This window comes from Streptomyces sp. NPDC002817, from assembly GCF_053592055.1.
On the sequence record NZ_JBSFUY010000035.1, the window covers coordinates 42,595 to 64,798 of the forward strand.

Consider the following 22,204-nt stretch of genomic DNA (forward strand, 5'->3'; position numbering starts at 1 on the left):
TGTGCGTTCGGGACACCGGACCGTCACCCGATCAGCGGCCACCTGGTCAACGCTCGCTGTGTGAAACGCCGTCCGCAGGCTCACGGACCTGAGCGCATGCCGCATGCTGCGCGCGTCCCTCACTCACGATCCGGGCAGTTTTACCGCCCGCCGGCCGGGCGGCCATCGCGTATTACCAAAGCCGCTGCACCGCCACAGGTCGCACACGGCGTCCCGGACCCGTCTCTCACTCGATGTCGTTTCCGTCCAAGACGCCCGTCCCGGCCGCGATCTAGCCTCATCCAAGGAGCTCGGCCCATGATGAGGAGACAGCAGATGCGTACCTTGGTCTACACCGGATTCATGTCGCTCGACGGCGTTCTGGACTCGCCCGGCGGGACCGAGGAAGGGCACCGCAGCGGTGGCTGGGTGGTGAACGACCTGGAGTTCGTTCCGGAGGCCTGGGCGCTGAAGGGCGAGGAGCTTTCCGACACGACGGCGCTGATGTTCGGCCGCCGCAGTTACGAGGCCTTCGCGTCGGTCTGGCCCGCCTCGGAGGACCACGCCTCCTACAAGGAGCTGCCCAAGTACGTGGTGTCGAGCACACTGTCGGACGACGCCCTCGTCGATGGGTGGGGGGCGACGACGATCCTGCGCACGACGGAGGACATCGCGAAGCTCAAGGAGAGCGAGGGCGGCCCCATCTACATCCACGGAAGCGCGGAGCTGGCGCGGCGGCTGTCGGAGGCGGGCCTGATCGACCAGTTCAACCTGCTCGTCTTCCCTGTCCTGCTCGGTGCCGGCAAGAGCCTGTTCCACCGGGCCGACCGTGAAAAGCAGATGCTGTCGCTGCGGGAGTCGGAGAGCTACTCCAACGGGATCCTGAAGCTGATCTACGACGTCAAGCGCTGATCCAGGTCGAGCGCGATCGCGCCGCCGATGCCGTCCCGCAGTTGTCCGACGGTGCGTCCCACATAGGTACGCAGCGCCCGGGCGAGGTGCGGCTCGTCGAAGTACTCGAGCTTGGCGACGACGTCGACGGCCGTGTCGCCGGCCGCCAGCAGCTCCGCCGCCGTACGGGCCCGCTCGATCTGCCGGACAGCGCCACGCGTCAGGCCGGTGGCCGCTCGGAAACGGCGTTCGACGGTCCGTCCCGACACGGCCGGGTCGTGGCCTCTCAGGACCTCGGCGACGAGCGGGTCACGCACCACGATCCCGGCCTTGATCAGTCGCTCCACCAAGGCCTCGGCGTCATCGGCGCCCGGGGTCTCCCAGCGCGCACCGTCCAGCCGGAACGTCCGGCGTGTGGTGTCGGGGAGCTCGACACCGCCGTCGACCAGCTCCGGCGTGGGCAGGGCCCGCAGCGAAGTGCCCACGGCGAAGTCGATGCCGGTGAAGGCGGCGCCCTCCGGGACCGGTGCCGTACTCGTCCGGGTCTCGGGGCCGGTGACGGCCGTGTAGCACCGGCCGGCCTGCTCCCAGAACACCAGACCCCAACGCACCCCCGCAACGGACGTCATCGCCGTGACCTGCTCGCTGGTGCAGGTCCATACGCTGTCGACCCACGGCGAGTTGGACCGACGTATCTCGAAGCGCAGCTCCACGAGCGCAGAATACGCCGCGCGGTGCTGTGGGCACCGGTCGGCGACATGCTTGCTGGCAGGCCCTTTCCCCTTGCGAACTCGCGGTCAGACGGCAGCCGCCCCCACCGTGCGGGGCACCGCTCGCCTGCGCCGACGCAGCTCCAGGACCGCCAGCGTACGAGCGCGGCCCGGCCCTGGCGAGGGCATCCATCCCCGCCCTCGCGCCGCAGGCGCACCGCTCGCCCGCCACGTACAGGATCCGCTCACTCTCGCCCAGTTCTGGCCCGCGACCTGAGTCGCGGCTGCGCAACCCCACCCGCACAGTGCGCACCCTCCCAACCACCCCCATGCACAGCGCCCGGCCGCACAAGCGATGCCCTCGCGGACCGCCGCATCGCCCGCCCCACCTCTGCAGTGAACCGTCGACTATGCAACTACGAGAAGCTCGCCGTCCCCTATGAGGCCACCATCCAACTCGCCTTGATACGCCAGGCGTTGTGACCACATCTCCATCGCGACCCAAGTGCCATTCAGTGGCTGCACTAGAGTTGATTCACCATGCCCGATCTCTTCGGAATCAACCATCTGACTCTGTCCACGAACGACATCGACCAGCTCGTGACGTACTACACGGAGTTGCTCGGAGCGTCGCTTGCATTCGAGCGCGCTGCAACCCCTTCTGATCCTCGGATCGCTGTCATCGATGTCGGCGGCGACGACCACTTGATGATCGTCGAAACCGCTACCGCCCCCACCACTGATCCTGATCCCCTCGGCAAGGCTGGATGGGGGCTGCGCGTGGGAACACACGCGCAACTGTGTGAGGTTCGCGAACAAATCCTGGGCGCCGGGTGGCCGGTCGGACAGATCGAGACACTGCCCACGCAGTGGACGATGACAGCTCGCGATCCCGATGGACGCCCTGTGGACGTTCGAGCTCATCGTCCACGCGCCGCACGGACGTCACCAACCACCGGCTAGCGGCTACCTCGACGTTCAAAACACGCCCGGCATCCCTGCTCGCTCCAGACATACGGGCCGTGGCTCTGCCGGGCCGAGGTCAGTAGAGCCATCGATCCAGGAGCCCTGGCCAGAGAAACCCCTCGTAGCCATTGAAGGCCGCGGCGTCGATGTCCTTCAGCTCTTCGGTCAGCCGGCTCAGCTCGGCGCAAGCCTGCTCTTCTTCCTCTTCGGAGAGGTACTCCTCAGGGCCGTCCGGCTCGCTGAGAAGCTCTGAGGCGCCGACGCAGCGACCGTAACGGTGCAGGACGTCGAGCCACGCGTCGACACTGGAGTTGGCGAACCATGCCTCCCCGCCCGGCATGACGAAGTAGACGGCCCCGGTCTGCGGCTCAATGCCGAACGATGACTGCTCAGCTGGCTCATCGGGGTCCGCCTGCTCGGTGAGGCGGTAGAGCGGGCCCCGGGACGTGAGCAGGACCGGATCAGCCTCGATCTGCATCACGACTCGGTCGATGAGCCGCGGAGCTACTGGAATACCCACCTCGACGAGCTGTGCCTTCATGGAGTCCGGGATCTGCCAGCTGGCCACCACGTCCCGTCTGGCTCGCGTGACATGGCCAGGACCGGCCCACCCGGTGAGCTGGTCGTACGTCGCCATCGAACGGTCCTCTTCCGTCGGCTGCGGTCCTGACCGTATCGAGCCGGCCTCAGATCAGAACACGGCCGCACTCCGGGGCAGCTCGTGCCTTGTCTACAGCCTGTGTCCACTTGGGTCGGCGGGCGTCTTTCCGGTAGGGCACGGTTCATTCTGTTCACGCGGGAGGTGAGAGCTGTTCGCGTACCCATTCGGGATCGGGGTTGGTGTGTGGCTGGCCCGCCACGACGACGGTCGGCACGGTCTCGTTGCCGTTGTTGGCTGCCCTCACTGCTGCGGCTCCTGCCGGGTCGCGCCAGATGTTGACCCAGTGCAACTGACGGGCTCTGCGGCCCAGCCGGATGCGCAGTCGCATGCAGTACGTGCAACCCGGCCGCCAGAAGACGACAGGCCGGCCGTCGACCGCGCTGCGGCGTTGTGCCTCCCGGGCACCGATCGACCTCGGGAAGATCAGGGGCGAGTTGACGGCGGCGAGCACGAGAAACGCCAACAGGACGGCTGCGGCTGTGCCGAGGCTCCCCTCGGAGATCAGCTCAGTCGCGACGGCTGAGCCGCAGAGCACAAGCAGCATCGGCAAGATCCAAGCGCGCATCATGGTGACGCAGGCTATCGATGAGCCGAAATGCTCCTCGAACCAGGCCGCTCACCTCGATGTTCGCCGGACGCTGAGGCGGCCTTCGTCAGATCATGTACTCCGACCAAGGACACACGTGACCACGACGAAGGCCATCCGAGGGCAAACGGCCGCCGTGGCGCGGGGTGTCAGTGGTCCGCGCAGCACGGGGTCGGCTCCGGCACCTCGAACGGGACGAGGGCTCCCCCAGCCGCCGGCATGGCCGTCAGTACGAGCTCGCCGTCCTGCCATTGCGGGCGCACGTGGTCGCGCGTCACCAGCAACGTGCCGGGGGCGGGCGTGCCGTGGGCGCCCAGTACCGTCACGCGGTCGATCGCGGAGCGCGCGAGCAGCTCCGTGACCGTCAGCGTGCTGGTGAGGGCGGCGGCCCCCGGGTAGAGCACCGCACGGCCCACCGGGTCGGGCAGACCGTCCTGCACCTCGTGGCCCCGGGCCGTGAGCCGCTCCTGGACGGTGCGCAGGAGCGGCTCGGACGGCACGGCGAGAGAGAGGGCGACGCGCGGGCGGTCTCCCCGTACCAGGTGTGTGCAGCCGAACACGCCTTCAGCAAGGGTGAGTTCGGCGGCCAGCTCCTGGAGCAGGTGATCGGCCGCACGCAGATCGCGGATCCCGGGGTCCACCGTGAGGGCGTACTGCGTCACGACGGCAGGACCCAGATCGGGTTGGAGTAGAACCACAGGTCGAGCCACGGGTCGGCGTCGCCCACGACGTCGATCGCGGGACCCGCCGGGTCGACCGCCGCGCCCATCGCTCCGACGGCGGTCCGGTTGCCGTCGCTGCCGCGCAGACGGACGTACAGCGGGCGGTCCACGCGGCCGAGCTGGTAGGTGAGCCGGACGACGCCGGAGGACTCGTCCACCTCGTACGAGCGGATCACCTTCGCCGTCGGGGCGGTGAACGTGTCCTTGTCCGCGACCGGTCCCGTGACATCGCCCTGGATGACGTCCACGCGCGCCAGCTTGGGCACGTATCCGGCCCAGTTGGGGCCGTCGGCGAGGGCCACGTCGACCGTGAGCGTGACGTTCGCGCCCTTCTTCACGTGCAGGGCGCCGCCCAGCGTGGCCCAGCGGCCGCCGCCCGACACCCGGGCGTCCAGGCCGCTGAGGAGCTGTCCGTGGTCGACCCAGATCCGGCCGGCACGGATGCCGTCCATGACCGCGGCGTAGGAGAAGCCGTCGGCGCCGACATGTGTACGGCTGTACTGGCCGGGCCAGTAGTCGCCCTGGGTGATGTCGATCTTGCCGCCGTAGACGGGGTCCTCGTACCGCCCGTTGGCGTTGAAGTCCCCACCGGGCCCCCGCACGGCGGTGTCACCGTAGACCTGGTGGCTGTCGCTGTTGGCGGTGATCCACCACGGCTTGCCCTCGGCGAGGAGGCTGTCCCACAGTCCGCCGACCGTGGCGGTCATCCAGTCGAAGCCACCCCAGGTGCGGTAGCTCTCCAGCGGGTAGCCGGCGAAGGAGCCGGCGCTGGGGCTGTTGTCGTAGATGCCGCGGGCGCGAGCCATGCCGAGGGGCGCGGGCAGGCCGGCGGCCTGGTGGCCGGGGGCACCCTCGAAGCCGACAGCTATCTGGCGGCCCGAGCCGGTCGCGTCCCGCCAGCCCCGGATCTCGTGCGGGGAGTCCACACCGCGCCGAGCCGGGTGGTTGGCGAGCATCAGCGCGTCCTTCACCTTGCGGCGCTGCACCTGCTCGGCAAGGAAGTTGAGGCCCGCGACGGCCAGCGCCTCGTTGGCGGGCGTGGAGTCGCTCGCGCCCTTCACGCTGCCGTCGTAGTCGGTCTCGAACTGCTTGAGGACGGCGACCTCGTTCTTGCCGGGGTGCACGAAGACGGTGCCGTGCTCGGCGGCCGGGATGTTCCACTCCAGGCCCTGGAAGACCAGCGTGTCCTCGTAGACGGCGCGGGCCTCCTTGATGTCCGGGTTCACCTTGTCGACGCCGATCTTGGCGTGCGTGGTACTGCCGTGGTCGGTGATGACCATCCAGTCCAAGCCGTGCCGGGCACCCTGGCGGACCTGGTCGACGACGCGGTACTTGCCATCGCTGCTGTACTGGGTGTGGATGTGGTGGTCGCCGGCCAGCCACAGCATGCCGTGGGACCGCCGGCGGCCGGAGGCTGCGGTGGGCGCGGCGGCGGCCGGCGTGGTACCGGCGAGGACGTTGCCGGCGGCCAGTCCCGCGCCGAGCAGGCCGGCCCGGCGCAGCAGGGTGCGGCGGGACTGCTCCTCGGGTGTGAGGGCCTCGTCGGGCACGGAGGGGTCGAAGGTCGCGGGCAGGGCGGAGGCCGCCTGGTGCGCGTGACCGTGATCGTCATCGTGTCTGTGGTGGTGATGTCCGTGCCCCATGACGCCTCCTGGTTGCCGCTGCCTTCTGCGGCTGCCTTCCGCCGCGCAACCGCGCCGCGTATGTGGAGGATCAAGGCGACAGATGAACGGTGGACGAGCGGGGAATGACCGACGGGCGCCCCGCACGCGGCAGATCGCCACTTCGACCCCCGCCCAACGGCCTTGTACGTAAGGCTGGTTGACCGCCGTATGCCGAGTCTGCCGCGACACCTGCGAGCCCGTACCCAGGCAGCAGAGATCCGCGCATGAGGCTCGAAAGAAGACGATCTTGAGCGGTTGGTGCGCGTGGCAATCGAGGCGCGATCGCCAAAAGAGACACCCGCCAAGCTCGCGATCGCCGACCAGGTCGATCCTCATCCAGCAGGTTCTTGCCGGGATCGTGCACCCCCCGCGGTTTGCGCCACGGTGCCTGGGCCACGGACATCTCCGTGTCCAGGCCCGTCGTTCGGCCTGCTCCCCCAGCAGCACGCTCCGGGCCTGCGAGACCACTCCACGACCGCCGCCCTCAACGCGGATACGCGGGTGCCACCCGAAACGCTTCTTCACCTGAGAGGCACTTCTTCCACGGCGCGAGTTGGACCCTCGACACGTCCTGTCGTTCCGGATCCGGAGCACTTCTCGCGAGTGTGATCAAGCCTCGGACAGGCCCCTTCGTGACAGCCCGAGGCCAAATCGGCGCCCCGTAAACCATCGGCACCGCCTCATGAGAGTCCGTCGCCTCCTGCGGCGGGAGGCCGACGATCAACCTGGGGAGGCTGGATTCTTCGCATGCCTTCGCATCTCAGCCATGGTGCTTCCGGAGCCCTCCGACGCTTTGCTGGATGGCTCGCCCGGGGGACGGTGGGCCACCCGATGCTGGAAGGGATCGATTACTGGGAGGAGTTGCGTGAGTCGCCCTCCCAGATGGAGATCTGCCTCGCCGTCTTCGCCGACGTCCTCGAACTGGATGAGCGGGGAGAACCGGTGAACGAGAAGTACGCGGAGCGCCGGGCTGCAGCCTGGCTCTTCCGGTACTGCACCGGGAAGCTGCCCCGGGAAAGTCGGACATCGAGCCGTGGGAATGCCGGCTCCATTGACCGCAGACCGGCCCGGCTCGGGCTCCGGCCTCACCGCAGGGGTGCTGTAGGTGCCAGGTGGAATTGCGCAGGCAGGCGCTCCAGACGGGGGCTCCCGGCAGAACGTCCGTCATCCGACGGCGTTCCTGGTCCGTGGTGCCGCCGCAGGGGTGGCAGGGAATCAACGCCGACCTTGATTGTTGAAAGGGATATGAAAAAGATCGGGTTCCTGTCCTTCGGACACTGGACGCCGTCGCCACAGTCGCAGACGCGCTCCGCGGCGGATTCCCTTCTCCAGGCGATCGACCTCGCGGTCGCCGCGGAAGAGCTGGGCGCCGATGGCGCGTACTTCCGGGTCCATCACTTCGCGCGACAGTACGCCTCGCCGTTCCCGCTGCTCGCGGCCATCGGCGCGCGGACCAGCCAGATCGAGATCGGCACCGGCGTGATCGACATGCGCTACGAGAACCCCCTGTACATGGCCGAGGACGCGGGCGCCGCGGACCTGATCTCCGGAGGCCGGCTCCAGCTCGGCCTCAGCCGGGGATCCCCGGAGCAGGTCATCGACGGCTGGCGTCACTTCGGGCATGTGCCCTCCGAGGGCATGACCGACGCCGACATGGCACGCGCCCACACCGAGCGCCTCCTCGACGCGCTCAAGGGCGAGGGGTTCGCGCAGCCCAACCCCAATCCGATGTTCTCCAACCCGCCGGGACTGCTACGCATCGAGCCGCACTCCGAGGGCCTCAGGGACCGGATCTGGTGGGGTTCGAGCTCGAACGCCACCGCGGCGTGGGCGGCCACGCTCGGGATGAACCTGCAGAGCTCGACCCTCAAGGACGACGAGAGCGGCGAACCGCTGCACGTCCAGCAGCGCAAGCAGATCGAGGCCTACCGCGAGGCCTGGCACAAGACGGGTCACACCCGCCAGCCGCGGGTGTCGGTCAGCCGCAGCATCTTCGCCCTGGTCGACGACCGCGACCGCGCCTACTTCGGCCGCGAGTCCAACTCGAAGGATCAGATCGGCTACATCGACGCCAACACCCGTGCAATCTTCGGCCGCTCCTACGCCGCCGAGCCCGACATGCTGATCAAGCAGCTCGCCGAGGACGAAGCGGTCGCCGCCGCCGACACGCTGCTCCTCACCGTGCCCAACCAGCTCGGAGTCGCCTACAACGCCCACGTGATCGAAAGCATCCTCACCCATGTCGCTCCCGCACTGGGCTGGCGCTGAACACAAGGGCAGGGCGCGCCACGCAACGACGTGACCGGCCGGTGCACCGTACGGGCTCATGCACTACACGCCTGTACGGCTCGTTCACCGGCCTCGCCGCCTGCCCTCCCTGAAGACCTGCACGGCGGCCACTTCGGTGACCAGAGGCCCGCTTCTGTCAACGCTCATCAGGAACCGGCTCCTCGGCACGTTCCGTGAAGCGCGCTGGCCAGCGGGCACCAGCGGCCAGGGACGCGCTGCCCTTCATGTCCTGGCGGCGCGGGCCGCTCCGCGAGCTCAGCGCATCTTCCGACGAACGGGATCGGTCTTTCACGTGGACGCTGGCGTCGCCGATTCCAGCGGTGGCGGATGTCGATGGCGTCTGTGACGTGGGCGAAGACGCTTGTGGCTGCCTTCCGCCCGCACGGTTGTTTGGTACTGCCGGTTCAGGAGGGCGGTACTGCCGTTTCAGTAGCCGAAGTGTCGGCGGGAGCAGGCAGACGGGAGCGATTGCGGCGGAGAGCCTGGGGAGGTACCCGAATCAGATGTGGAGACCTCCGTCCCGTGGCTGCTCTTCTCTACCGACTGGGCCGCATGGCCTTTCGACGACGCTGGCTTGTGACTGCCCTGTGGGTGGTCGTGCTGGGCGCCGTCGGGTTTACCTCGGCCAAGGCGCCCGCGCCTCCCGATGACACGGCTTCGATGAACGGCATCGAAGCGCAGAGTGCCTATGACCTGCTGCAGGAGCGATTTCCCGGAACCTCCGACAATGCCGACACGGCATCGGCCAAGATTGTCTTCGTCGCTGCCCAGGGGCAGAAAGTCACTGCCTCCGACAACCGCGCCACGATCGAGAAGCTGGTCGATGAGGCCGGCGAGGGCAGTCAGGTCGAGGCCGTGGTCAGCCCCTTCCAGGCGGGTGCGGTCAGCAAGAGCGGTTCCACCGCCTACGCGATCGTCACCTACAAGGCGAAGTCCAAGGACATCACCGACTCCACCAAGCAGCACCTGCGGACGGCCGTGGACGAGGCCCGTAAGGCGGGCCTGACGGTGGATGTCGGCGGCCCGGTGCTTGCCAGTCAGCCCGCGGCCGGCGGTTCGAGTGAGGCGATCGGTATCGCCATCGCCGCGCTGGTGCTGCTGGTGACCTTCGGTTCCATGACGGCTGCCGGACTGCCGCTGCTGACGGCCGTTCTGGGGGTCGGCATCAGCATGGTGTCGATCATGGCGCTCGGCAGCACGTTCGGGCTGTCCACGACGAGCAGCAGCTTGGCGTCGATGCTGGGCCTGGCGGTCGGTATCGACTATGCGCTGTTCGTCGTGTCCCGGTATCGCGAGGAACGGGCCAAGGACCGTACCCCGCAGGAGGCCGCCGGCGTGGCCGTGGGAACGGCAGGCTCGGCGGTTGTGTTCGCCGGGCTCACGGTGGTGATCGCGCTGGCGGGGCTCGCGGTCGTCGGCGTTCCGACGCTGACGAAGATGGGTCTGGCGGCGGCCGGAGCCGTTGTGATCGCCGTCCTGATCGCACTGACCCTCGTACCCGCGCTGCTGGGCTTGTTCCCGAACGCCGTTCTTGCCCGCCGGATCCGCAAGGGCAAGGAGAAGAGCCGCGGCACGGCGAAGAATGCCGGAACCCGGTGGGCTCAGTTCGTGTTGCGCCGCCCGGTGCCGGTGCTGCTCGCCTCTGCCGCGGTGCTGGGGGCCCTGGCGCTGCCGGTGACGGACCTGCGGCTGGGGATGCCCGGGGACGAGTCGAAGTCGACTGCGACCACGGAACGGCGGGCCTACGACGAGCTCGCTCAGGGGTTCGGTCCCGGCTTCAACGGTCCGCTGAGCGTTGTTGTGGACGCGAAGGGTGTGAAGGATCCGAAGACGGCGCTCGCCACGATCAGGGGGAAGATCGCCGACACCACGGGGGTCGTGTCCGTCTCGGCCGCGAGCTTCAACCCGGCCGGTGATACCGCCCTGTTCACTGCGACTCCGTCCACTGCACCCACCAGTGAGAAGACCAAGGACCTGGTAAGGGCGATCCGCGGCGAGCGCGACAGCCTGCGCTCGGCGACCGGTGCGACGTTCCTGGTCTCGGGCACCACGGCGGTCAACATCGACGTCGCGCAGAAGATGCAGAACGCGCTCGTCCCCTATCTCGCGGTCGTGGTGGGGCTGGCCTTCCTGCTGCTGCTCGTGATCTTCCGTTCGGTGCTCGTGCCGCTCAAGGCCGCCGTCGGGTTCCTGATGTCCGTGCTCGCCGCCCTCGGCGCGGTCGTCGCCGTCTTCCAGTGGGGCTGGGCGGCCGATCTGATCGGCCTGCGGCAGACCGGGCCGATCATGAGCACCATGCCGATCATGATGGTGGGCATCGTCTTCGGTCTGGCCATGGACTACGAGGTGTTCCTGGTCTCCCGGATGCGGGAGGCGTATGTCCACGGGGAGCGGCCCGCCGATTCCGTGGTCAGCGGGTTCAGGCACAGCGCCCGTGTCGTGGTGGCCGCCGCACTGATCATGATCGCTGTCTTCTCCGGGTTCGTCGGGGCCGGACTGGCCATGATCAAGATGATCGGTTTCAGCCTGGCCGTGGCCGTGCTGTTCGATGCCTTCCTCGTCCGGATGGTCTTCGTTCCGGCAGTGTTGGCCCTGCTCGGGCAGAAGGCCTGGTGGCTGCCGCACTGGCTCGACCGACGCCTGCCACACGTGGACATCGAAGGTGAGGCTCTCTCCGACGGGAGGGCCGACGTCGCAAAGCCGGCCGCCGACAGGGCACCGGCGCTGAACTGAACCGGCATGTCCGTGTGTGGTCCGCAGGGCTTCCCGTGTCTTCTTGGGAAGCCCTGCGGGTGTCGCCGCGCTCTGTGACCGATCATGGATGAGACACCCCCCGACCGGAGCACCTGATGACCACCCGCTGGCAGCACTACGCACAGAACCATCCGCACGCCGTCGACACGCTGCTCATCGCTGTGCTGTGCCTGCTGTCCGGGCCGGTGGCCCTCTACAGCAGTGACAGCTATGCCGACGGACTGGGCTGGTGGTCCGCCCTGCCGCCGGCCGTCGTGGCCTCCTTCGCCCTGCTGTGGCGCCGCACGCGTCCCCGGACCGTACTCATGGTGACGGCGGTGTGTGCCGGCGCGGCCGGCGCAGTCGGCTATCTGCTCACTCCGATGCTGCTGGCGCCGGTCATCGCGGCTCTGTACGAGCTGGCCGTGCAGATGCCACGCAGAATCGCCTACGGGTGGTGTCTGGCCATGACGGCAGTGATCGTGCTGCCGGTGGTCTTCGGCGACCGCTACGGACATCCCTGGCCCTTGGCGATCATCAATCCGATCCTGTGTCTGCTGCTCCCGGTGGCGCTGGGGACGGCGGCGCAGACTCGGCGTGCCTATCTGGAAGCGGTCAAGGCGCGGGCCGCGTACGCCGAACACAGCCGTGAGGAGGAAGCCCGTCACCGCGTCGCCGAAGAGCGCGTACGGATCGCCCGCGAGCTGCACGACGTCGTCGCCCACCACTTGGCGCTCGCCAACGCGCAGGCCGGCACCGCCACCTTCCTCGCGCAGACCAGCCCGCACAAAGTCGCCCCCATGGTCGCCCAGCTCGCCTCCACCACCTCCTCGGCACTGCGCGAGCTCAAGGCCACCGTCGGACTCCTGCGCCGGCCGGACGACCCCGACTCGCCCACGGAACCGACCCCCGGTCTGGGCCAACTGGCAAGCCTCGTCGACTCCTTCACCGCGGCCGGTCTCGGTGTCGAGGTCGTCGTCGACGGTGAACCACAGCAGCTGTCACCGGGCGTGGACCTGACCGCGTACCGGATCGTCCAGGAGGCCCTCACCAATGTCACCAAGCACGCGCCGAAAAGCACCACGCAGGTCAGGCTGTCCTACGGCCGCGACAGGCTGACCGTCACCATCACCAACGAGCCCTCCGTCCGCGAGCCGAGTCCGGCCGGTCCCGGCGACGGGTTCGGCCTGATCGGCATGCGGGAACGCGCTCACTCCGCCGGCGGCCGATTCGACGCCGGAAGACGGGCCGACGGCGGCTTCACCGTGACCACCGAACTGCCGATCCTCCACTGACTCCTGGAAAAGACACCCGTCCATGACCATCCGCATCTTGCTCGCCGACGATCAAGAACTCCTGCGCACCACGTTCCGGATCCTCATCGAGGAGAATCCCGACATGGAGGTGGTCGGTGAAGCGTCCGACGGCGCGCAGGCCGTCGTCCTCACCCGTGCCCACCGTCCCGACATCGTCCTGATGGACATCCGCATGCCCGGCACCGACGGCCTCGCCGCCACCACCGCCATCTGCCGGGACCCCAACCTCGCCGCCACCCGCGTGCTCATCCTCACCACCTTCGAGACCGACGAATATGTCGCCCGAGCCCTGCGTGCCGGGGCCAGCGGATTCCTCGGCAAGGACGTCTCCGCGTACACCCTTCTCGACGGCATCCGCACGGTCGCCTCCGGCGAGGCCCTCCTGTCCCCCGCCGCCACCCGGACCCTGATCACCCGCTTCCTCACCACCACCGACCCCCAGTCGGACCCGCCTCCGGAACTGACCGCACTCACCGCACGGGAACGCGAAGTGATGGCCCTGGCCGCGGAAGGCAAGGCGAATGCGGAGATCGCCGACGACCTCGTCCTCAGCCCCCTGACCGTCCGCACCCACATCCAGCGGGCGATGAACAAACTCGGCGCCCGCGACCGCGCGCAACTCGTTGTCATCGCCTACCAGAGCGGCCTCGTACACCCCCGGCCCCGGACCAACGGCGCCACTGACGACCGATAACAGCGACAGCTCCCGACGCCACCACTAGAAGCGCGCAGGCACCGCAGGCCAGGCCGGTTTCGGCCTGGCACGACATTCCGACGGCTGTCAGTTCGTCGCCTTGGCCGCGGAGCGCTTCTTGTACAGCGTGAGCGGCACCCGGCTGATGACGGAGTCGAGAGAGGAGTTGTTGCGCCCGTCGGCCCAGGTGACGTACGCGTACCCGTCGGCGAGGGTGATCCCTGACCAGCGGTCACCGGGAGGACCCGTCTCACCGACCGGCTCGGTCACCTGGTTGACCTGCACCCGGACGCTGAACGAGCGTCCGTGGTCGAAGGAGGCGACCGAGAACGCGTCGCCGGTGGTGGTACGCCACATGACGCCCAGATCGCCATTGGCGCCGAAGTCGATCGCCGGCCGCTGGGCGTTCGGCGTGGAGATCACGGAAGGCCCGGTCCAGGTCCGGCCGGCGTCCGGAGTGATGTAGACCTCCAGGGTGTTGGAGTCCCGGGGCACCATGGCGGCGAACCGGCCGCGGTGAGACGGGTCGGCTGCCACCCAGGGGACAGGGTCAGCGGCCGCGCCCAGGCCCGGAGTCGGCACCAGGGACCCGGTACCCGCAGCAACCGGTGTTCCCTGGCCGTCGTCCACCGTTGTGTTCGTCCACGTCCTGCCGTCGTCGTGGCTGACGTGGAAATTCACCGGCTCGCCCGCTTCCTGGGAGGCGGACGCGAGGATCCCGCCGTACACAGCGATCGCACGCCCCGGATAGCCGCAGACCAGCGGGATGCCCGGCGCCACCTCGATGCAGGGCATCGGGCCCGGGATCACCCGCGAGTCTTTGCTGAACGTCTTGGCGCCGTCAGAGCTGACCGAGACCGCGCTCGGGTACTCCCACGCCGCTCCCGCGACCGCGTAGACCTTGCCGGTCGCGACGTCCACCCGCATCTTCGGGGCGCCGCCGAGGAGAAGCGGGGTGGACACCGGATCGGTCCAAGTCCGCCCACCGTCCGTGGATTTCGCGACCTGATTGTGGTTCACCAGGTTCGCGTCCAGACCCGAGCTGACCTGATTGTTGTCCACGTAGACGGTGCCCTTCGCGTCGAACTGCACGCTCGGTTCACCGCACTTGGGCGCCGCGTCACCCAGGGGCCACGCCACCCGGGTCCACGTGTCGCCCCTGTCGTTCGAGTAGGCGAGGAAACACCCGCCGTCGACCGGCTCCAGGCCTGGCGAAGGCGGGAAGATCGTCGAGACGAAGACCAGGTTTTTCGGGTTCCGCGGGTTGACGGCGACCGTCGGCTGGCCCTCTTTGGTGGACGGCATGCTGGTTACGTCGACCTCGTGGACGGCCCCATGGCCGCCCGCATCCTGCGGTGCCGACACGGCGGCGGGTGAACCGCACAACAGGAACAGCGCAGAGAATGCCGCCGCACTTAACTTCGTGGACGAACTACTGAACAGCACCATGTCGATCCTCGACTTTCACGTCTGGCACAACGGGGTTCTTTGCAGGGCACGGGACCTGAAACGGCCCAACTGGAGGGCATCCGGCCGGGTGCGGCATCGCCCCACCGTCAGCCAAGACATGTGGCCGGACGGCACGCTGCGGTCCTGGCTGGCATCGTGGGGTGATGAGTCGGGGCCCTGGGTGTCCGTGAGCCATCAGAGAATGGCAGGACCTCAGGAAGGACGGCGTCGTGCAGGCGCAGGCCGGCCAGTACTGCTCTGGCATGCTGCGGAACCGGGCATCTCCCGCCACAGCAATATTGACATGCCCACCACACTCACCATTCGACGTCCTGACCAAGGACATGACGGGGATCGCCCAGGGGGTTTCCAGGGCGGGCTGGTGATGCCGTTCGGGCAGGCGAGGATGCGATCCTCCCAGCCGATGCGGAAGTCCTCCTTCGTGAAGCCCGGCCGCTGAGTGGCTTGTGGGTCCTCACGGACCGGGCCGAGCAAGAAGATGCTCCAGGTCACGGCCGCTTGGTGGGGGTGACGACCTGGACGATGCCGTCGGGGCGGGACTCGTCGCAGGTCTCGGTCAGGTGATCGCGACAGCCGATCCAGTCGCGCCGGCCGGCCCCGGTGACCTTCTGGCCGTAACGGGCCTCGGAATCCTGCGGGGTGACGATCTCCATCGCAGACCACGGCACCCGTGCATGCTGAAGGTGCGATCGAACTCCCCCGGGGCGGTCGCGGCGGCCCGGACTCCGCTCGCCGACACCTCTGTCAACAACCACCCATGCCTCCCCCTTCCTCACACGCACGGCGGTCGGCCCTCGAAGCGGCTCAGCCGTGCAGTGACCGGTACGCCGCGACCGCCCCGGGGTGCAGGGCGATACCCCCCGTGCCGATCAGACTGCCGACATCGAGGAACTGGGTGCCGACGGCGTTGTCGGGGACGAGCGCGGTCGCGCGGTGGACCAGGAGACGGGCGAGCGCGTCGGCGACGGTGCGGGGAAGGTCGGGGCGGCACACCAGCAGGTTGGACACGCCGATGGTGGCGACTCCGCCCGCCGACCGGTACGCGCTCTGCGGCAAGGACACCTCCTCCAGCCCGGAGCCGGCCCGGCCGTCGTGCCCGCCGAGCCGGGGCAGCAGTCCGGCCAACGGCAGGAACCGCAGGCCAGGATGCTCGTCGAGGTCGGACAGGACCGGCAGCGGTACACCGCCCGCGACGAGCAGGGCGTCGGCCGAGCCCACCCGTATCGCGTCGGCCGCGTCGGCCAGGGGGAGATGGAGTACGCGGACGTCGGTGCCAGGGGTGAGACCTGCCGCGTGCAGGATCCGTTCGCCGAGCAGGGCCGCGCCCGATCCGCCGGCTCCGAGCGAAACGGTGTGTCCGGCCAGGTCGGACACCGTGCGCACGGGTGAGTCGGCGCGGACGACGAACTGGAGGTAGGTCTCGTACACCCTACCGATCGCGCACAGGGACACCGGGTGCGCGAAGAGGTCCGTCCCCTGGGCGGCCCGCGCGGTGTCGGTGAGAACGAGTGCGAGGTCGGCGCGGCGGTCGCGGAGCAGTTCGATGTTGGTGGCGCTGCCCGCGGTGGTGCGGACGCGGCATTCCAGACGGGGGTACGCCGCTGTGAGCTCTGCGGCGAGAAGGCGGCCGAAAGCCTCGTAGAACGCCGTGGGCTCACCGGTCGCGAAGCGCAGGACGCCACTGGGTACCGGACGCCGCCGGGGAGTGTCGGCCGTGAGCGCGCCGCCCAGGACACCGAGGGCTGCCGTGCCGAGTGCGGCCTGGAGGACGGTACGGCGGTTCACCGCGTGCCTCCGGCATCCGGCGCGCTCGGTACGACCGCTCTGGCCCGCAGCCCACGCGGTCGTGCCGAGCCCAGCTCGAGGCGCCCTCCGCGCCCCGCCAGCAGCTGTTCGGCGATGGCCAGCCCCAGCCCGGTACCCGCTGCCGCGTCCTGTCGTTGTCGGCCCGAGCGCCAGAATCTCGTGGTGGCCAGGGCGAGTTCCTCCGTGTCCAGGCCGGGACCGTCGTCCGTCACCGTGAGGACCGCGAGAGTGCCTTGGGCGGTGCAGCGCAGTGCGATCCGGGCGCCCGGGCCTGCGTATTTGATGGCGTTGTCCAGGAGGATGTCCGCGATCTGGGCGAGTTCGCGCTCCGTGCAGGCGGCCAGGACCGGGGTCGCGGCGGCCGGGAAGGTGAGGCGGGCTCCGGCGCGGCGGGCGACCGGCTCCCACAGTTGGTACCGGCCGGCCGCCACCGCCGCGGCGTCGCAGCGAGCGCCGGAGCCGTCGGTCACCGTGAGCTCCCCGGCCCGGTGTTCGGCGGCTGCGAGGGCCAGCATGTCGTCGAGGAGGTTCTCCAGACGGTCGAGTTCGGTGGTGACTCCGCTGTAGGTGCGGTCGGCGGACGCGGGCAGGTGGCTGTGCAGGGCGTCGACGCGGAGCCTGAGCGCCGCCATGGGGTTGCGCATCTGGTGGGAGGTGTCGGCGACGAGCCGGCGCTGCTGCTCCAGGGCCGCCGTGACCGTACGGGCCATGCGGTTGAAGCCGGTCGCCAGCTGGCGCAGTTCCGGTGGGCCGCCTGCCCTGGTCTGTTCCGGGGGAAGCCCTGCGGCGAGCTGGCCGACGGCTCGGTCGAGGCGGCGCAGCGGGCTGACCACCCACCCCGTCGCGGCCCGGGCGAGGACCGTGCAGGCGACGGCGACCAGAGCGGTCCCCACCAGGACAGCGGCCCAGCGCCGGGTGATGTCCTGCGCCGCGTCGGCGACCGAGGCCCGCAGCACGACGGCCCCGGAGACCCGGGTCCCGGTGCCCGCGGGTTCGGCGAACATCCGATACCCCCGGGACCAGGGACGCAGCGCGCCCGTGGGATGCGCGGTCTGGTTGCGCAGCGCCGCGTCGAGGAGCCGGGCGACATCCGGGTCGGCGGCCCGCATCCCGCCCGTCTGGACGACCGGTCTGCGGCGCGTGTCGGTGACGACGAGCGGTTCCCCGTACAGCTGTGTGTAGCGGCGCGCCTCGGCGGTGAGGGCCGAGGTGTCGCCGGTCGCCGCGGCCTGGTCCATGAGGGAGGCGAAGCGGTCGAGGTCGGCGCTGCGGGCGAGAGCCAGCTCCTGGGTGCGGTCGGACGCGGTGAACAGCAGCAGCGGTACGGCGAACGCGGCCACCGCGATCACGACGAACAGCAGCAGGGCGGCCTGGACCCGGGTACGCACGCGTCGGCTCCTCAGGCCCGCAGATCCCGGGCGTCCCCGAAGCGGTAGCCGAAGCCCCGGATCGTGGTGAGCAGCTCGGGGCGGCGCAGTTTGGCGCGCAACTGCGTGAGGTGGACGTCCAGGGAGCGGGACACGGCGTGGCGGGCATCGCCCCACACCTCGTCCAGGAGCTGCTCGCGGCTGACCGCCTCGCCGGCGCGCCCGGCCAGCACGGCGAGGATGTCGAACTCCTTGACGGTCAGCTCGACCTCCTGCCCGCCGACCCGGACCCGGCGCGCGTCAAGGTCCACCTCGACGTCACCGGCGCGGACCGTTCGTGCGGTCGGGCCGGTCCTTGCCTTGTTCCGCCGGGTGACGGCGTCGATCCGGGCGAGCAGCTCGGGCAGGCGAACGGGCTTGACGAGGTAGTCGTCGGCGCCGAGCCGCAGTCCTCGTACGACCGAGCGCTCGTCGCCGCGGGCGGTGAGCACCACCACCGACATGTCGCTCACGGCACGCAGGGTGCGCAGCACGTCCAGGCCGTCGGTGTCGGGCAGTCCCAGGTCGAGAAGGAGCAGGTCGGAGCTGCGGTGGTAGGTCAGCACGTCTCTGCCGTACCGGACGCGCCTGGTGACGTGGCCATGGTCGTACAGGACCTCCACGAGCGCCGCGGCCACGCCGTCGTCGTCCTCGGCCAGCAGTATCTGCACCCCGCCCACCTCCCTTCTTTCGGCCGCACCTGTCACTGCCTACGGCCGAATGTAGACCACTGCGGCCGGGCACCGGCCGGAGTGTTAAGGGGAGGTTAGTTTCGCGTCCGGGCCTCTCGTGGGCCGGTGCGGGGCGGGGCCAGGCTGCACGGCACCCAGCAGCCTGAGAAGGACGCCGTAATGATCATCGACTGTCACGGTCACTACACGACCGCCCCGCCGGCCCTGGAGGCGTGGCGCAACCGGCAGATCGCCTCCCTCACCGACCCGACGGCCGCCCCCGCCCGCGCGGACCTGCGGATCAGCGACGACGAGCTGCGCGAGAGCATCGAGTCGAACCAGCTGCGGCTGATGGACGAGCGCGGCATCGACGTCACGGTCTTCTCGCCCCGCGCGTCGTTCATGGCGCACCACGTCGGGGACTTCGAGACGTCCGCCGAGTGGGCGGCGATCTGCAACGAACTCTGCTTCCGCGTGAGCCGGCTGTATCCCCAACGCTTCGTGCCCGCCGCGATGCTTCCGCAGTCGCCCGGCGTCGATCCCGCCACCTGCGTTCCCGAACTCACCCGCTGTGTGGAGGAGTTCGGCGCCGTCGCGCTGAACCTGAACCCCGACCCCTCGGGCGGTCACTGGACCGCGCCGCCGCTGACCGACCGCTCGTGGTACCCCGTCTACGAGAAGATGGTCGAGTACGACATCCCGGCGATGGTCCACGTCAGTACGAGCGTCAACCCCGCCTTCCACACCACCGGCGCGCACTACCTCAACGCCGACACCACGGCGTTCATGCAGCTGGTCCAGGGCGACCTGTTCGCAGACTTCCCGACCCTGCGGCTCGTCATCCCGCACGGCGGCGGTGCGGTCCCCTACCACTGGGGCCGTTTCCGGGGCCTGGCGATGGCGCTCGGGAAGCCTCCCCTGGAGGAACACGTCCTGGGCAACGTCTACTTCGACACCTGCGTCTACCACCAGCCCGGCTCGGACCTCCTCTACGACGTCATCCCGGCCCGCAACATCCTCTTCGCCTCGGAGATGATCGGCGCCGTCCGCTCGGTCGACCCGTGCACCGGCCACCCCTTCGACGACACCCTTCGCTACGCCAAGGCGGCCGCCCTGCCCGCCGACGACCTGGCGGCGATCCAGGAGCACAACGCCCGCGCGGTGTATCCCCGCCTGGACGCGCTGCTGAAGGGCCAAGGCCGGTGAGCCACATGAGCGCCGTCTCCCCCGAGCCCAAGACCCACGGCTGGCTGGACTGGTACCGCAACCCCTCCAGGCCGTCGTTCCGGCTGCCGCCGGGGACGGTCGACGCCCACTGCCATGTCTTCGGCCCGCAGGCCGAGTTCCCGTTCGCGCCGGAACGCAAGTACACGCCCTGCGACGGCGGCAAGGACCAACTGTTCGCACTCCGCGACCACTTGGGCGTCGCCCGTAACGTCATCGTGCAGGCCACCTGTCACGGGGCGGACAACAGCGCCATGGTCGACGCCGTCCGCTCGTCCGGCGGCAGGGCTCGCGGCATCGCGACCGTCCGCCCGGACATCGGCGAAAGCGAGCTGCTCGCACTCGACGCGGCGGGCGTGCGCGGGGTGCGCTTCAACTTCGTCCGACGTCTCGTCGACACCTCACCCGAGGACGACCTGCGCACGATCGTCAGGAGGATCGCTCCGCTGGGCTGGCACGTGGTCCTCTACTTCGAGAGCGCCGACCTGCCCGAACTGGAGGGCTTCTTCGGCTCGTTGCCCGTTCCCCTCGTTGTGGACCACATGGGGCGGCCGGACGTGACCCAGCCGGTGGACGGGCCGCAGTTCACCCGGTTCCTACGCTTCGTGGACAGCAACGACGTGTGGGTGAAGGTGAGTTGTCCCGAACGCCTCAGCGTGAGCGGACCCGCGGCCCTGGACGGCGAACGGCACGCCTACACCGACGTCGTCCCCTTCGCCCACCGTGTCGTGGCGGAGTTCCCCGACCGGGTGCTGTGGGGCACCGACTGGCCCCACCCCAACCTCACCGACCACATGCCGGACGACGGCCTCCTCGTCGACCACCTGTCGCACGTCGCGGTCACCGCCGAGCAGGCGCACAAGCTCCTCGTCGCCAACCCGATGAGCCTGTACTGGCCCGGCGAGGACCTCTAACGCCCCACTCCCCCGCTCCCCCGCTTCTTCCGTCCCCTGTCCCTCGACATCGAGAAGGCCCGCTCATGCCACAACACGCCAACGCACTGAACCGGCTGGACCGGCTTCCGGTCTCCCGGTTCCACAAAGTCACCCTGCTCGCCGTCGCCTTCGCCTACTTCTTCGAGTTCGCGGACATCAACAGCTTCGCCACCACGGCGCCGAAGCTGATCAAGCTGTGGGGCGTGACGATCGACCAGGTCGCCTACGTCACCTCGCTCTCCTTCGTCGGCATGTTCGTCGGGGCGATCGCCGCCGGGTCGATCGCCGACCGGTGGGGCCGCAAGCGAGCCCTGCTGTGGACGACCCTGTCCTTCGGCCTGTTCTCGTTCACGACGGTGTTCTCCTGGGACATCGTGTCCCTGGGCGTCCTCCGCGTCCTCACCTCGGCCGGCCTGTCCGCGATGACCGTCGTCGGCGTCGTCTACGTCAACGAGATGTACCCGTCAGCGATCCGTGGCAAGTACCAGGCGTACGCCATCGTCATCGGCATCTGCGGCACGCCCGTCACCAACCTCATCGCCAGCGCGGTCGTACCGATCAACGACTGGTCGTGGCGGCTGGTCTACCTCTGGGGCTCCCTGGGCGTCCTGCTCGTCCTGTTCTCCAAGCACCTCAAGGAGTCGCCCCGCTGGCTGGAGAGCAGGGGCGAGCACGCCAGGGCGGACGCGGTCCTGCGGGAGATCGAGGCAAGTGTCGCGGCGGAGAAGGGCCCGCTGCCCGAGCCCGCTCCCCCGGTCGAGGAGGCGCCCTCGACGAAGGCGCCGCTGCGACTGCTCCTGCAGAAGAAGTACCTGTACCCGACACTGCTGCTCAGCGTGTTGTGGATGACGCAGACCATCGGCTTCTTCGGCTACTCCAGCTGGGCGCCCACCCTGCTGGCCAAGGAGGGCTTCAGCGTCGAGAAATCCGTCTTCTACGTGGCCCTGACCACAGTGGGCGCACCGCTCGGTTGCTACCTGGCGTCCCTCGTCACCGACCGCTTCGAACGCAAGTGGTGCCTGGTCGCCTTCGGCACGGTCATCGCCCTGTGCGGTCTGCTGTACGGGCTCACCTTCAACCCGGCCCTCATCATCGTGTTCGGCTTCCTGGTCAACCTCTTCGAACGCGGCTACACCGCCCTCGCCTACGCCTACTCCCCCGAGCTCTTCGACACCCGCAGCCGCTCGCTGGGAACGAGCGTCTCCTACGGCATCGGCCGTCTGTCGAACGCAGCCGGTCCGCTGATCGTCGCCGCGCTCTACACCGGCCACGGCTACCAGAGCGTCTTCTACTTCATCGCCGGCACCTGGCTGCTCGGCGCCATCGTCCTGGCCGCCTTCGGCACCAGAACCCGCTCGGCACGCCTCGCCGAGGCGGAGCAGCAACGGGTGAGCATCACAGCCTGAGGCGGGGCGCCCCTGGCCGAGGTGGTGGCCGCCGTCATTGCGGCGGCCACCCGGCGAGTGTGGTGACCGGCGGGT

General features: G+C 69.3%; 19 protein-coding genes and 2 pseudogenes. 10 read left to right on the forward strand and 11 right to left on the reverse strand.

Going from position 1 to position 22,204, the window contains the following annotated elements; all coding sequences use genetic code 11:
• The first annotated feature begins 315 nt into the window (after window positions 1–315).
• The gene (locus ACWD3I_RS40705; RefSeq protein ID WP_365400030.1) at window positions 316–891 is read left to right on the forward strand and encodes a dihydrofolate reductase family protein; all 576 of its coding nucleotides are present in this window, start codon (window positions 316–318) and stop codon (window positions 889–891) included.
• On the opposite strand, the gene ACWD3I_RS40710 is transcribed toward ACWD3I_RS40705, so the two are convergent.
• Window positions 873–1,583, reverse strand: coding sequence for a helix-turn-helix domain-containing protein (locus ACWD3I_RS40710; protein WP_365400027.1), 711 nt, complete (start codon window positions 1,581–1,583; stop codon window positions 873–875). The genes ACWD3I_RS40705 and ACWD3I_RS40710 overlap by 19 nt on opposite strands.
• 537 nt (window positions 1,584–2,120) lie before the next feature.
• Here ACWD3I_RS40710 and ACWD3I_RS40715 point away from each other — a divergent pair.
• On the forward strand, window positions 2,121–2,543 hold the full coding sequence (locus ACWD3I_RS40715; RefSeq protein WP_365400024.1) for a VOC family protein: 423 nt from the start codon (window positions 2,121–2,123) through the stop codon (window positions 2,541–2,543).
• A 79-nt stretch (window positions 2,544–2,622) separates the two neighbouring features.
• On the opposite strand, the gene ACWD3I_RS40720 is transcribed toward ACWD3I_RS40715, so the two are convergent.
• From ACWD3I_RS40720 to ACWD3I_RS40740, 5 genes and pseudogenes are all read right to left on the reverse strand, one after another.
• On the reverse strand, window positions 2,623–3,183 hold the full coding sequence (locus ACWD3I_RS40720; RefSeq protein ID WP_365400021.1) for an SUKH-4 family immunity protein: 561 nt from the start codon (window positions 3,181–3,183) through the stop codon (window positions 2,623–2,625).
• Between the two features lie 154 nt (window positions 3,184–3,337).
• The gene (locus tag ACWD3I_RS40725; protein WP_365400018.1) at window positions 3,338–3,775 is read right to left on the reverse strand and encodes a glutaredoxin domain-containing protein; all 438 of its coding nucleotides are present in this window, start codon (window positions 3,773–3,775) and stop codon (window positions 3,338–3,340) included.
• Window positions 3,776–3,942: 167 nt separating this feature from the next.
• Complete coding sequence (locus ACWD3I_RS40730) at window positions 3,943–4,455, reverse strand: hypothetical protein (protein WP_365400016.1); 513 nt, start codon at window positions 4,453–4,455, stop codon at window positions 3,943–3,945.
• Window positions 4,452–6,158: a PHP domain-containing protein gene (locus ACWD3I_RS40735; RefSeq protein WP_365400013.1), complete on the reverse strand. Its 1,707-nt coding sequence runs from the start codon at window positions 6,156–6,158 to the stop codon at window positions 4,452–4,454. The genes ACWD3I_RS40730 and ACWD3I_RS40735 overlap by 4 nt, the downstream gene beginning before the upstream one ends.
• A 355-nt stretch (window positions 6,159–6,513) precedes the next feature.
• Window positions 6,514–6,704 (reverse strand): annotated as a pseudogene (locus ACWD3I_RS40740) (IS1380 family transposase); the annotation flags it as partial.
• Between the two features lie 222 nt (window positions 6,705–6,926).
• On the opposite strand from ACWD3I_RS40740, the pseudogene ACWD3I_RS40745 reads away from it, so the two are divergent.
• From ACWD3I_RS40745 to ACWD3I_RS40765, 5 genes and pseudogenes are all read left to right on the forward strand, one after another.
• Window positions 6,927–7,139 (forward strand): annotated as a pseudogene (locus ACWD3I_RS40745) (DUF7677 family protein); the annotation flags it as partial.
• Window positions 7,140–7,424: 285 nt separating this feature from the next.
• Window positions 7,425–8,447, forward strand: coding sequence for an LLM class flavin-dependent oxidoreductase (locus tag ACWD3I_RS40750; RefSeq protein WP_365400010.1), 1,023 nt, complete (start codon window positions 7,425–7,427; stop codon window positions 8,445–8,447).
• A gap of 543 nt (window positions 8,448–8,990) precedes the next feature.
• Window positions 8,991–11,201, forward strand: a complete 2,211-nt coding sequence (locus ACWD3I_RS40755) for an MMPL family transporter (protein WP_365400111.1) — start codon at window positions 8,991–8,993, stop codon at window positions 11,199–11,201.
• A 116-nt stretch (window positions 11,202–11,317) separates the two neighbouring features.
• Entirely contained in the window at window positions 11,318–12,496 is a 1,179-nt protein-coding gene (locus ACWD3I_RS40760) for a sensor histidine kinase (protein ID WP_365400007.1), read from the forward strand.
• Between the two features lie 22 nt (window positions 12,497–12,518).
• Window positions 12,519–13,211, forward strand: a complete 693-nt coding sequence (locus tag ACWD3I_RS40765) for a response regulator transcription factor (protein WP_365400004.1) — start codon at window positions 12,519–12,521, stop codon at window positions 13,209–13,211.
• 87 nt (window positions 13,212–13,298) lie between these two features.
• On the opposite strand, the gene ACWD3I_RS40770 is transcribed toward ACWD3I_RS40765, so the two are convergent.
• The 5 genes from ACWD3I_RS40770 to ACWD3I_RS40790 form a co-directional block, all read right to left on the reverse strand.
• Window positions 13,299–14,660, reverse strand: coding sequence for a sialidase family protein (locus ACWD3I_RS40770; RefSeq protein WP_365400001.1), 1,362 nt, complete (start codon window positions 14,658–14,660; stop codon window positions 13,299–13,301).
• 509 nt (window positions 14,661–15,169) lie between these two features.
• Window positions 15,170–15,349, reverse strand: a complete 180-nt coding sequence (locus tag ACWD3I_RS40775; RefSeq protein ID WP_365399998.1) for a hypothetical protein — start codon at window positions 15,347–15,349, stop codon at window positions 15,170–15,172.
• A 136-nt stretch (window positions 15,350–15,485) separates the two neighbouring features.
• Entirely contained in the window at window positions 15,486–16,466 is a 981-nt protein-coding gene (locus ACWD3I_RS40780) for a TAXI family TRAP transporter solute-binding subunit (RefSeq protein ID WP_365399995.1), read from the reverse strand.
• Entirely contained in the window at window positions 16,463–17,875 is a 1,413-nt protein-coding gene (locus ACWD3I_RS40785; RefSeq protein WP_365399992.1) for a sensor histidine kinase, read from the reverse strand. Before ACWD3I_RS40785 ends, ACWD3I_RS40780 begins: the two co-directional genes overlap by 4 nt.
• Before the next feature lie 11 nt (window positions 17,876–17,886).
• Complete coding sequence (locus ACWD3I_RS40790) at window positions 17,887–18,564, reverse strand: response regulator transcription factor (RefSeq protein WP_365399989.1); 678 nt, start codon at window positions 18,562–18,564, stop codon at window positions 17,887–17,889.
• Between the two features lie 180 nt (window positions 18,565–18,744).
• Here ACWD3I_RS40790 and ACWD3I_RS40795 point away from each other — a divergent pair, with 180 nt between their 5' ends.
• The 3 genes from ACWD3I_RS40795 (at window position 18,745) to ACWD3I_RS40805 (ending at window position 22,129) form a co-directional block, all read left to right on the forward strand.
• The gene (locus ACWD3I_RS40795; protein ID WP_365399986.1) at window positions 18,745–19,770 is read left to right on the forward strand and encodes an amidohydrolase family protein; all 1,026 of its coding nucleotides are present in this window, start codon (window positions 18,745–18,747) and stop codon (window positions 19,768–19,770) included.
• Between the two features lie 5 nt (window positions 19,771–19,775).
• On the forward strand, window positions 19,776–20,702 hold the full coding sequence (locus ACWD3I_RS40800) for an amidohydrolase family protein (RefSeq protein ID WP_365399983.1): 927 nt from the start codon (window positions 19,776–19,778) through the stop codon (window positions 20,700–20,702).
• Window positions 20,703–20,767: 65 nt separating this feature from the next.
• Window positions 20,768–22,129: an MFS transporter gene (locus ACWD3I_RS40805; protein ID WP_365399980.1), complete on the forward strand. Its 1,362-nt coding sequence runs from the start codon at window positions 20,768–20,770 to the stop codon at window positions 22,127–22,129.
• Window positions 22,130–22,204: the final 75 nt, after the last annotated feature.